Below are 12,216 nucleotides of genomic sequence, written 5' to 3' on the forward strand. Positions count from 1 at the left end.
GAACTGCGAATTGCGAATTGGAGGTGACGTAGTAGGTTTTAGCTTAACTTGACGCTAATGGCATCCTTGCCCGTTCCAAACTTTAAGTAGCTATTAATTCAGTAGCAGATTTGTGCAGTCACATTATAGAAACTAGCAAAACTTAACACATTAACTACGGAGCAGATAAATTATTTAATTCAGCAAGCGCGGTCTTCACACAAGCACGAACTTCTTTCCAATCATGTTCTGATAATTGTCCAATAACTATCACATTTGCTGAGGCTGGCAAAGTGACTATAAAACTAAAGAAAATAAGCTGTGACCACATCACCAGAATTAAACGTCGTCACTCAAAAATCTCCTCACCTTCAGGGGAAATCGTAGTAGCGTATTGCAAAGAAAAGTTTGTTACATCAATTTGATCTTGCTCTGTCCAGCTATCACTTTTGTCAATTATAGAAAGGTTTTGGTCAACTAAATCGTTAAGAATAAGATTTGCTAAACGCAATCGCTCAGTTGGTGGTAAAGTACGAAGAATATGTGTATAAATTTCTTGAGCAGTTGTCATGGTAAAATGGTAAAACCTCCTACTTCTCATTTTATTATAGTTATTGAAAAAGGTTCTACTAGCAGGGTAGTAAAAACTTTTAGAGTAATCCAAGAAATCAATTATCCCGTAGGACAGGCGAGACGCCTATCCTACATGAATTTATTTGGGATATTTTTTTAATTGGAATACTCTTAACAAATCATTTGCGACTGTAGTACCCAGTAAAATTAATACACATCCTAAAATCATAGATTGTGTAATATCTTCCTTTAAAATCAAAGCACCCCAAAACATTGCTGATATGGGAATTAGGTAAGTGACGGTAAGTGTTTTTGTTGAACCGATATTACTTATCAATTGAAAATATAGAATATAAGAGAAAGCTGTTGATAGTAGAGAAAGTACAATCACAGCTAATAGTACATTGGTCGTAGGCGCCTGAACAGGAACGGTAAACGGTAATAAAGGTATAAGTAAAATGGCTGCACTTAATAAGCTACCCGTTGATACAACAAACGAATTCACACCTTGTAGATACTTTCGGGTATACGATGCCGAAACTGCGTAAAGAAATGATGCTATAATTGCTGCACTGAAAGCACTTATAAAAGATGGAGTTAGCGAAAAGCTTTTCCAACCTACCAAGATAATTATTCCACCAAAACCTAGCGCAAACCCTGCAATAGCATTGAATGTTAGCTTCTCTTTCAACCATACGGATGCTACAACTATACCGAAAAGCGGTGTTGTTGTGTTCAAAATAGAAGTGTAACCAGCAGGTAACAGCGTTGATGCAAATGCAAATAGTACAAAAGGTATAGCCGTATTGATGCATCCAACAATTATTAACTTTCTTGCATTAGAGCGGATTTCATCCAGAAGACCGAGACGTGCAGTAAATAATAGTAGTACCAAACCAGCAAGTAAAACGCGCGCTTCGATTAACCAAACTGGCCCTAAAACAGGCGCCGCAATCCGTAAAAATAGGAAAGAACCACCCCAAAGTGCAGACAGCAACAAAAGCTCGAATATATCTGTAATTCGCATAAACACCTTTATTATACCAATCGCTTTTTTTCCAGTTCCAATAATTTCCGTTTTCTCTCCAACCCCCACTCATACCCACCTAAACTACCATCCGAACGTAAAACGCGGTGACACGGGATAATTAATGCCACAGGATTGGCGCCACATGCACTTCCCACCGCGCGTACAGCATTCGTACCAATAGAGCGCGCGATATCTTGGTAAGTGCGTGTTTCTCCGTAAGGTATTTTCTGTAAAGCTTGCCAAACTTGGATTTGAAATGCAGTTCCACGAATATCTAAAGGTAAATTCAAATGCGGTTGTTCAGCTGCAATAAATACGAGTATTGCTTGTATCCATTCTTGATGTGCAGTATCATCACGCTGAATTTCTGCTTTTCTAAATTCAGCTTGCAACAAAAGTTCTAATTTTTCAGCATCATCTCCTAACTTTACAGCACAAACACCTTTCTCGGTCATCGCTACTAATAAATAACCAAGTGAAGATGAAACAACTGTATAACTAATAAACATTCCTTTACCATCGTGTTGATAATTTTTAGGTGTCATTCCTAACTTTGAATTTACTTGCTCGTATACACAGCTACTCAATGTATAACCAGCTTCATATAATGCATTTGTAACATTTACACCTTCTTTTAATTCTTTCTTGAAGCGTTGTAAGCGTTGCACTTCTGCATACTGTTTTGGAGTAATACCTACAAGACGCTTAAAAGTACGTTGCAAATGATACTGACTTATACTAAATTTCTGTGCTAGCTCATCAAGCGTTGGTGGGTTATCCAGTTGCGCTGTGAGAAAATTACAAGCTTGCCGTATTAATTCTATATGTGGGTCTGACACAAAACTTTCATTTGGATGACAGCGTTTACACGCACGGAAACCAGCACTTTCTGCTGCTGTGCAATTTGAAAAGAAGACTATATTCTCAGGTTTGGGTAAGCGCGCGCAACATGAGGGACGACAATATATTTTAGTCGAACGGGCGCCGAAAAAAAATACGCCATCATATTGTTGATTCTTTTCTACAACTGCCTGCCAGTACTCTTTTTCATCCATTAACATTCCCCTAAGTTTTGTTGCTGTATAGAGAATAGCTGGTTAAACGATAATTCATTTGACAATGTTGCTAGTGCATTTACACTATGTAGTATTGCGAATGTTGAGCAAGCACTTAGGGAAGTCTATCGTGTACTCAAACCAGGAGGAGGATTTCATTTTCTTGAACACGGGTTGAGTCGGGAACCAAAAGTGCAAGTGTGGCAAAACCGTTTGACACCGTTACAGAAAATTATCGCGGATGGCTGTCATTTCAATCGCAATATTCGCCAACTTGTTGAAAACCAGTTCCAAAATGTGAAATTAGAGGAATTTTACTTGGAAAATGAACCCAAGGTTTCGGGATATTTGTATAAAGGCGTTGGATATAAAGCTATATGACATAATCAAACGCGCATTTCTTGAGAATGGACGCTAGAATGGGAAACATTTGGCGCCTGTTAAGTAAATGCAGATAGTCAAATAAAACAGGATATTTCCGGATTACACTGCGAAGTATCCATATATATAGTAAAAAAAACCTATATTAAAATTTTAAGATGTTAGTACGTAGACCGAAGAGAAAACCAGGGAAATTAGTCCTTTACTCCAAACCGCAGCAGTACATGCAGATCAAAGCGGCAATTATTGCTGTAGCAGTCACAGGGATGACAGCTGTAACAGTTCCAGCGTTTGCGCTTGTTCAACCAGCATTCGCGCGCGAAGCAATTATGCTAGTACAGCGTTCTTTACAAAACGGTAATTCTAAACCAGAAACCAAACTTGATGTATTGCTTAGGGAGTTGGCAAACCTGGAAGTTGAAAGAGCAACCTTAGATGTAAAACGTACTTCGAGCAATCAAACTATACAAGAAATTGACGAGTGTATTGCGGCACTACGAAACCGTATCAACGAAATTCAGCCACAAAGTAACGCTGCTATAAGCAATATAGTTACAGAAGCGCTCGTTTCCAAGATTGCTGCATTAGAAATTAAAAATTCCTTGCTCGAAGCATATCATACTCCATATGCTGAGGTTGTGGTATTTACAGAAAATCAGATTCGCTCATTATGGCGCCGAGTTGCATCCATCACACCAAAAAATCCCAAAGAAGTAATCAACCCAGTAGTTAGTGCTATTCTTGATACCGAAGTTGCCAACCTGAAAGCAAGACGCGCTTCGTTAGCAACTAGATATACACCCGACGATATTGGAGAATTTTTAACTATAGATTTGCAATTAGGCAGTTTAGCACAAAGGCAGGCATTTTATAATTCGTAATATAATAATTATAGAGCGCGATAAAGAGCTATACGAAAAGGATATTCGTTCCAAAGTTGAGACGCAAGAGAATATTGGAAAACTAATCTCCATCAATGTTGAAACAGGTGAATATGAGATAGGCAATGATTTACTAGCAACCAGTCGTCGTTTGCAAGCTAAACAATCTGATGCTGCAATTTGGGCTGAAAGGATTGGTTATGATGCCGTGTATGCTATTGGTGGTACATTAGTTAGGACGACACAGTGATACACGGGACAGTGGTTGGACTTCAAGCATTATCAGCATCGATTTTTATGAAGGTGCTACTGTTCTAGTTGATGAAATATTGTAATTTCCATAACATTCTGATTTGGCGCCAAAAGACAAATTATATACCATCAGCCTCGTTGCTACTGAACCAACTGTAGGTATAATTTTGATGATAAATAAAATTTTGGCTTTGTGGCTATATATAAAACGAGTCGAACCAGACTCAAAATTGTATTATTTTTATTTGTACTAATTCTAACTGCTGTCAGCATCTTACTATTTTACCCTCGACAACAGCAGACAGTTCAACGTGAAAGTGATTATGCAATACGTGCGCGACAAGATTTTAGTCAACCTAGTTTTTATCCTATCACTTCAAACGCATCAAGTAATTTATATCGACCAACAGGCGCCTGGGTGGGAAGATTAATTTTACCAGCACCAGAAAAAATGCAAGATGGTAGTGATTGGGTATTGATGGAAGTACAACACGCACCAAGCAAGGCAAATAACTTAATTGGAAAAATCGTCCGCTTGGAATGGAAAAATGATAAAGATGTACTTTCTTACGTTAAAGCAGTAACGCACGATGTAAATTTCACACCCGACACCATAAAAAGTCAACGAAACGGTAATCTTCACCCAACTCGTTTAAATGGTGTTCGTAATGTTGGTGTATTGCGTTCTTTAGCAGGCGCCCGTCCTGATGATAATGTAATAGTGACTCTAAATGATGCGACAGTTATCACTGAAGGTGTAGGAACAGTAGTATTACAAATCGCGAGCGAACCAATTTTAGCAACTGGTCGATTTTATGGTTTAGTCAAAATCATCGAGCCAGATACATCATTAAATAGCTCAAAAAATAGATCAAAATCTATTCCCGAATACTATCGAGTCGCACACTATAACCCAGCATCGGGAAACTTTGACAACACCGAAGGTACGATAAGGATTCCAAGACAAGTTATAGATACACGTAATATATCAAGTTCAACACCATTATTAATAGAGCAATCACCCGCAGGTAAAGATGGGTGGTATATTTACGGTGCAAGAGATAAAAAAGGTGTATTTACAGTCCAAGCACTCGCACCTAGGAGTTTGTTCCAAGTTCAGCCCAATAAATTAATTACGAACGAAAACGTTGCACTAGACTATATAAAAACCCAACATTGGCATAGAACACCAGCACAAAAGGGTAAGATTAACACAGTACTCCTAAATTCTGATGTATTAAAATCAGCTTCAAGCCTGCCATATCAAGGAGGACTAGTAGGATTTGAAGACTCCCTTACCCTACTTACTCCCCCAGCTTTTCCTACTTCAAAAGCTCCCGTTGCTTCTTCACAAGGTGTATATCAATGGCAACAAAACGACAAAGCTATTGTTTTACATTCATTTGGTGGTATCGGTGGACGCAAAAAAGAAGCACTAGGTGTTCCTTTTACTATTACCGGACACTTTGCTTTTGGAGTAGCACGAGTTATTCGTGACAGTTTCACAAATGAATTACGTTTCGACATTAAATATCATCAAGTATATGCCCATAACCCAGATGGAATTATCGCTGGAACTCATACATGGGCAGATTATATGGGCAATTTAGAACGTGGTTGGATGTATACTCGTCCAGTTTCAGATATTTTAATTAAATTTGACCCGGTTACAAAAGATTATGATTTTGATGGCATTAAAATATCACCATTAAACGAATTACAGCAGCAGCTTCAAGTCATGATGGCACGATACCGTGTAGGTGATGGTACAGGTGGCGCCACCGTATCCCCTGCAACGTCCTGTGTACAAGACTCTGCCCAAGCACTTTATGCCACAATAGTTGCAATTAGAAACCAAGTCGCAGCTACACCACAAATTCAAACTTGGTTGGGCGCCCACAAGAATGACCCTCAGACTTTACGTTGGAAGCAACTTGTTGAACTTGGTGAAGAACTAGATAAACAACTAGCACCATTAGGTATAGTACGTAAAGACTGGCAAAGCAGTACTGGAGTACTTTCGGGAACTAATACAGGTAAAAATACAGGAGTATTTCGAGACAGTAGTATTTGGGCTAGTTTAACAACATGGCGAACTATAATGCCGCGTCAAGTACATGATGACTTAGCTACAATGTTTTTAAAGCATGGCGCCAGTTTACAAATATTACGAACAAATCAAATAGGTGGATGGCAACCAGATATATTACCACTGGCACCGACTATATTATTCGGACAAATAAAAATACCCTTCACAGAAATATCTCCACTACCGATATTACTCAATCGTGTATTAGCATCTTTAAAAATTCCCACACAGCAAGATTGGTTATTTTTAGGTACAATATTATTAGTTTACGGTATTATCGCTCTTCCAATCGGACTACAATCAGGATTTTTACAATTACAAATCTGGTCAGCTAACTATACAGATAAACTTTTATTAGTACTACGATGTTTATTTCTTCCTGCCATCTCAGAAGAATTATTCTTTCGTCTCCTACTGCTTCGTCACCCCATTGAAATAACAAATTGGTTAACTTGGACATTATGGGCATTACTGAGCTTAATATTATATATAATTTATCATCCCATTAATGCCAGTACTTTTTATAAACAAGCCAGTAAAACGTTTTTTAATCGTGTATTTTTATGTTTATCCGCATTACTAGGAATTGCTTGTACAATTGCTTATGTACTTACAGGTTCTTTATTTGTTATAGTAATTATTCACTGGGTTGTAGTTGTAATTTGGTTAATGTTTTTTGGTGGGATGAAAAAGCTAAATACGTAGCATAGGCATCTTGCCTGTGCAGTCATTATTTTTTACCACAGAGACACGTATAGACGCGCTTAATCACGTCTGTACAAAGAGGAGGAATGAACCACAAAGGCCAATTTAATTATTGTGGTTTGTGACGCTTCATAAACAGCACTTATGTGTTGTGTATATACACATCAAAATATCTTGATTTCACAAACCCGGTTTCTTTACACCTGCTAAGGTAAACGCAACTGCTTCTGTAATATGCTGCTCCAACATTGCTTTACTCAACAGGCGCCGACCTTGGGGATGTTGCTGAATATTTCCGGCGCCTATAAAGTAAAATAAGCAAGTTCCCATAATGTTGATCGCTACTTGGAAAGAATCAAGCTGTCGGAAGTCACCACTTGCAACACCTCGATCTAAAATCTTCATTAAAGTTTTATCTATATTTACAGAACTACTAAACTTGTAGTACTTTCCTTGATTTTGAACAGCCTCATGAAACATTATCGTCGGCAGCTTAGGGTTTTGCGACACACACTCAAGTAATGCAACTAGAAACTTCTCCAATGCAACGGAAGGCGCCAAAAGCTCTAGCTCAGAATCCAATTGTTGAGTAACATGTAGTAAATTCGCGTGCGAACGTTCTAAAACAGCTTGATATAAACCTTCTTTATCTTTGAAGTAGTAGTAAATCATTGATTTTGACACACCAGTCTTTGCAGCAATAGCTTCAGTTCTAGCAGCAGTTAAACCATGAACAGCAAACTCCCCCTCTGCTGCTGCCAAAATTACAGCTTGAGTAGCTTCCGCATCCCGAACTTGTTTCGTATTTGACTTATCTGCTTTTGCTCTGCGCGGCACAGTTTCTATAAATCTAACAGACTGTCAGTTAGTATAACCTTTTTTGCAACGGATGTAACGGATGTAACGGATGGTTGTTGGTTACAAACAAAATTTAGTAGACCAAACAGTCAGTTGACAAACTTACCGAAAACTTGCTTTGATTAATAATAACAAACTGACAAGTCAGTCAAATAAATGGCAAAAACTCAGAAAATAATCATAATTGGTGGTGGAATAGGAGGCGCCGCAACTGCGTTTGCATTAAATCGTGCAGGGTTTGATGTAAGGGTCTACGAGCGCGCGCAAGAATTAAAAGAAGTGGGAGCAGGAATTGCATTATGGGCAAATGCCACTCACGTTCTTAAGGAATTAGGTTTACTTCAAGATGCAGTTCGTAATGGTTGTTTAACAACAAATTACCAATTCAATACCCAGGACGGCAAAGAGTTAGTCAACGTCTCTGTTGATAAGTTTGAGTTACCTGTTATAGGTATTCATCGCGCGGACTTGCACAAACTATTATGGAATAACGATGTATGTGAGTTCACTTTAGGTCAAACATTCGAGCTATTTAAGCAAGATGACTGCAAAGTACGTGTTTATATGAAATCTGGGTTACACGATGAAGGTGATGCTTTAATAGGCGCCGATGGTTTAAAGTCACAGGTACGGGCAGCATTATTTGGTGATAGTCCACCAATTTACCGTAATTTTACTACATGGCGTGGCTTAACTAATTACATACCTAATCAATATCGCCCTGGCTATATTCATGAATTTCTAGGACGTGGGAAAGGGTTTGGTTTTATGATGCTGGGTAACAATCGAATGTACTGGTATGCAGCAGCTAAGACGAAACAAGGACAGAAACAAGAATTAGAAGTAATATTTCAAGACTGGTTTCGCGCAGTTCCAGAGTTAATAACAGCTACCGATAAAGCTACTATTATCCAAACAGATTTATATGACCGTGTACCATCACGACCTTGGGGAAAAGGAAATATCACTTTATTAGGTGATGCAGCACATCCAATGTTACCAACATTAGGACAGGGAGCGTGTATGGCATTGGAAGACGCGCTAGTTATTACCAAATGCTTACAACAGTCCAATGATATTATCAGAGCTTTCAAGCAGTATGAGTTACAAAGATGGACGCGCGTGAAATCAATTGTAGAGCAGTCATTACGGTCTGGACGTATGGGTGAGCTAGAAAACCCTATTGCAGTGAAACTGCGAAATGAGTTTATGAAGTTAATGAAGTCTGTAATTGCTAATAGCTTTACAAGTTTTCATTCATTTAGAGCATAAACTGTACTTGCTGTCAAATGTTTGACTGCGTTTGCATTAGATTGAACAACAGCATCATAAAACTCTCGTCCACTATTTTCGTTTTCTTGCATGGTTAAACCTTACTTGGTGACGGGAAAAATCAAATTTGGGGCGCCGCATAACCAACAGTCACAATTCTTGTTTGGTGCGTGAAGGCTACAAGTCTTGTAATGTTAGTTGAAGTTTTTTCGTAGCCTTCACACATCCTACGCCCGAATGGTGCTATTTCACGCATTTTGAGGAGCCAATAAATTGGGGTAGGGTGCTTTCAAGCTATTACTATCAATCAATAAGCACGCAAAATACAGTGCTTTCACGCACCATAAACATCGTTAAGTAAGTGCCATTCCACCCTACGCCCTGATTAAAGGTGTAAGATGTCAATTTGGGTGCTTGTAAATAGTTATAGTTGTACATGGTAAAAAGATTATAATGAATATGGCTAAATTTCCGCCCAAGGATTATATTCAATCTATATCGTTTCCAAGTGATATAACTTTACGTTCAATTGGGGTTGTACATTCTCCCTACAAAGAACGTCATGGTACACCTCGACAGTCACAGCTTCGTAGTGTTCCTGCAAATTACCAGCCTGCTATCGCCCAAATCGAGCTTTTCTCCGATATCATACCCACGATTGCGCTTAAAGATATCGAAGGGTTTGAGCGGATTTGGGTAATTTCATGGTTACATCTTAACCACCACTGGAACCCAACTGTTATTTTACCGCGCGGGGCAAGGGTTCGACGCGGTACACTCGCTACGCGCGCTCCTCATCGTCCTAACCCCATTGGTTTATCGGCGCCTAAACTCCTCAAAATAGATGGCTTAGTTTTACACATCGAAGGAATTGATTTACTTGACCAAACTCCCGTTCTTGATATCAAGCCTTATGTACCTTACTGCGATGCTTTTCCAAACGCACGTAGTGGTTATGTTAACGAGATGGAAGATGCTGCAATACATGAAGAAGATATATTTGGCAATAATGGGCACCCTTCAAATGTTGATATTAAGTAGCATCAGCTACATTTGATTACAATCAGCTAGATGAATTTAAGCCGAATTCAGTAGCTGCGGTAATCACTGTAGCCATTTCTTCTAATTTACGTATTGAAATTTTTTTTATCTATAATACATTTTATAGTCATTATGTCATGAGATTGACATACAATTTTCACATCAACTTCATAACTGTTGAATATATTTGCTTACAAATGTTAATATTTTGTAATATTAACTATAGAAAATACTCTAGTAATTATTGAGGCAAGAGTATAAATAAATACGTAAACAGTTTTAAAAGTGCGGTATTTACCATGTGCATAAAGCAGAATGCTTGAAATTTAAACAAGGCACCCTCGAAAGGTTACTCTCAATCTTTCTACGAGTGCAGTCTATATTGAAAGTTTTTTAAATATATTGATGCAACTAGCTGGAGCGTTAAAAGTGAATACAAGTCTCATTCTCTCAAACATATTAAATCCGCCAGTACTATTTTTCTTTTTAGGAATGTTGGCGATTTTCTTAAAATCTGATTTAGAGATTTCTCAACCACTCGGACATTGCTGCTACTATGGTTCAATTAGTGCTGTGACTTTTATAACTGCTCAATCGTTTCTCAAGGTTCTTAACCTAACTCCTGGGGGACACATGGTTGCTGCATTAGCATTAATGCAATCTCCTGCAATTATTGTTTGAATTGTGCTAGTAAGAATATTTCTCAAAAGTAATGAGGATAAAGAATTCTCTGTTCAATATTATTATTGGGATTCCATTATACATGAATATTATTAAAGCAATAGGAATCGGAATTTAAAAACATTCAAATTTCTGTAGCTATTGCTACTTTTTTCGCCGAGATAGAAAATTTATAATCGAAAGCAAAAAATGGAAGCAATCAAACGTATCGAAATTATTACGAACTCTCTTGAACTCAAACAAGTATCTAAAATTCTGGATAAAGCTGGTACAGGAGACAGAGGAGAAGTTATTGATGACGAACGACAACTCAGCAGCAACCAATATTTATATAATCAGTACTTGTGATCAAGAAAAAGAAAAAGAAGTTGTTGGAGAAATTAAGCCTATACTTAAGAAATACAGTGGTGTATGTATTATTTCTGATGCCAAATGGATTGTGCATTAGTTACACTGTTCATGGACATTCTTCGGAGCGTTCATAAATACATATTCATTGGTAAATTTTACGGAAATTAGAGTGCCTGAGGTGAAGTAATCAGTGAATTTATATGACATATCGTAATTAAGGGGAATTTAGTTGTGCCGATAAAACGCATTATAGAAGGACTGAATGAGTTTCACGATACTTATTTCGTGTCTCATCGTGAAATGTTCGAGCAGTTATCTCAAGGTCAATCTCCAGAAGTATTATTTATTACATGTTCTGATTCTCGTATTGACCCTTGTTTAATCACCCAAAGCCAACCCGGTGAATTATTTGTTGTTCGTAATATAGGTAATATTATCCCTGCTTACGGCGCCTCGAATAGTGGAGAAGGTGCAGCTATGGAGTACGCAGTCGGAGCGTTAGGCATAAAAGATATCGTAATTTGTGGTCATTCACACTGTGGTGCAATGCGGGGATTACTTCAAATAGGTAATCTTGCTCAACAGATGCCACTAGTATATGACTGGTTAAAAAATCACGCAGAGTCAACTCGGCGCCTAGTTTTGGACAACTATGAAGGTTGTTCAAATGAAAAACTATTAAAAATTGCTATCGAACAAAATGTACTAACACAAATAGAGAATCTGGAAACATATCCAATCATCCGTTCCAAGCTTCACGGCGGTAAACTAACTCTCCATGCTTGGATTTACGAAATCGAGACTGGGGAGGTTTTTGCTTACGATGCTAGTATCAGTCAGTTTAAACCTTTGGAAAATCGTCCCTTCCCCGTACTCAACCCACTGATTTGCGCTCACGCTCAGTAAAGTATAATGTAGGGTGCGCGACACCACTAACATTCTCGCAACAAAGCGCAGTTATTGCTAACGTCACGCACCTTACCAGCGTCACTATTATTTTGACAAAAATAAAATAGTATGTTCTACAATAAAAGCTGACATGTGAACTAACTATGTGAAAACAGCACT

At 38.2% G+C, this 12,216-nt stretch carries 12 protein-coding genes and 1 pseudogene; 9 read left to right on the forward strand and 4 right to left on the reverse strand.

What is annotated here, in order from left to right; translation table 11 throughout:
* Positions 1 to 328: 328 nt before the first annotated feature.
* The 3 genes from AC2JBO_RS08305 to ada all read right to left on the reverse strand — a co-directional run bounded on the left by AC2JBO_RS08305 (position 329) and on the right by ada (position 2,637).
* A complete protein-coding gene (locus tag AC2JBO_RS08305; protein ID WP_496953162.1) occupies positions 329 to 550 on the reverse strand; it encodes a hypothetical protein in 222 nt (73 codons plus the stop codon).
* A gap of 141 nt (positions 551 to 691) precedes the next feature.
* Complete coding sequence (locus AC2JBO_RS08310; protein ID WP_496953163.1) at positions 692 to 1,579, reverse strand: DMT family transporter; 888 nt, start codon at positions 1,577 to 1,579, stop codon at positions 692 to 694.
* 11 nt (positions 1,580 to 1,590) lie between these two features.
* On the reverse strand, positions 1,591 to 2,637 hold the full coding sequence (ada, locus tag AC2JBO_RS08315) for a bifunctional DNA-binding transcriptional regulator/O6-methylguanine-DNA methyltransferase Ada (RefSeq protein ID WP_496953164.1): 1,047 nt from the start codon (positions 2,635 to 2,637) through the stop codon (positions 1,591 to 1,593).
* A 30-nt stretch (positions 2,638 to 2,667) separates the two neighbouring features.
* Here ada and AC2JBO_RS08320 point away from each other — a divergent pair.
* The 4 genes and pseudogenes from AC2JBO_RS08320 to AC2JBO_RS08335 all read left to right on the forward strand — a co-directional run.
* Positions 2,668 to 3,018 (forward strand): annotated as a pseudogene (locus AC2JBO_RS08320) (class I SAM-dependent methyltransferase); the annotation flags it as partial.
* Between the two features lie 224 nt (positions 3,019 to 3,242).
* Complete coding sequence (locus tag AC2JBO_RS08325) at positions 3,243 to 3,899, forward strand: hypothetical protein (RefSeq protein ID WP_496953165.1); 657 nt, start codon at positions 3,243 to 3,245, stop codon at positions 3,897 to 3,899.
* Positions 3,889 to 4,149: a hypothetical protein gene (locus tag AC2JBO_RS08330; RefSeq protein WP_496953221.1), complete on the forward strand. Its 261-nt coding sequence runs from the start codon at positions 3,889 to 3,891 to the stop codon at positions 4,147 to 4,149. Before AC2JBO_RS08325 ends, AC2JBO_RS08330 begins: the two co-directional genes overlap by 11 nt.
* Before the next feature lie 195 nt (positions 4,150 to 4,344).
* Positions 4,345 to 6,945 (forward strand): CPBP family glutamic-type intramembrane protease, encoded by a 2,601-nt coding sequence (locus AC2JBO_RS08335; protein WP_496953166.1) that lies wholly within the window; start codon positions 4,345 to 4,347, stop codon positions 6,943 to 6,945.
* 180 nt (positions 6,946 to 7,125) lie between these two features.
* Here the strand turns inward: AC2JBO_RS08335 and AC2JBO_RS08340 are convergent, their stop codons facing one another.
* Positions 7,126 to 7,782: a TetR/AcrR family transcriptional regulator gene (locus tag AC2JBO_RS08340; protein ID WP_496953167.1), complete on the reverse strand. Its 657-nt coding sequence runs from the start codon at positions 7,780 to 7,782 to the stop codon at positions 7,126 to 7,128.
* A gap of 177 nt (positions 7,783 to 7,959) precedes the next feature.
* On the opposite strand from AC2JBO_RS08340, the gene AC2JBO_RS08345 reads away from it, so the two are divergent.
* From AC2JBO_RS08345 to AC2JBO_RS08365, 5 genes are all read left to right on the forward strand, one after another.
* A complete protein-coding gene (locus AC2JBO_RS08345) occupies positions 7,960 to 9,075 on the forward strand; it encodes an FAD-dependent monooxygenase (RefSeq protein WP_496953168.1) in 1,116 nt (371 codons plus the stop codon).
* Between the two features lie 459 nt (positions 9,076 to 9,534).
* The gene (tsaA, locus tag AC2JBO_RS08350; RefSeq protein WP_496953169.1) at positions 9,535 to 10,116 is read left to right on the forward strand and encodes a tRNA (N6-threonylcarbamoyladenosine(37)-N6)-methyltransferase TrmO; all 582 of its coding nucleotides are present in this window, start codon (positions 9,535 to 9,537) and stop codon (positions 10,114 to 10,116) included.
* A 429-nt stretch (positions 10,117 to 10,545) separates the two neighbouring features.
* Complete coding sequence (locus AC2JBO_RS08355) at positions 10,546 to 10,797, forward strand: sodium-dependent bicarbonate transport family permease (RefSeq protein ID WP_496953170.1); 252 nt, start codon at positions 10,546 to 10,548, stop codon at positions 10,795 to 10,797.
* Between the two features lie 189 nt (positions 10,798 to 10,986).
* Positions 10,987 to 11,145, forward strand: coding sequence for a hypothetical protein (locus AC2JBO_RS08360; protein WP_496953171.1), 159 nt, complete (start codon positions 10,987 to 10,989; stop codon positions 11,143 to 11,145).
* A 234-nt stretch (positions 11,146 to 11,379) separates the two neighbouring features.
* Entirely contained in the window at positions 11,380 to 12,054 is a 675-nt protein-coding gene (locus tag AC2JBO_RS08365) for a carbonic anhydrase (protein WP_496953172.1), read from the forward strand.
* Positions 12,055 to 12,216 lie beyond the last annotated feature (162 nt).

Source organism: Calothrix sp. CBUCES-K 9914 (genome assembly GCF_059640475.1).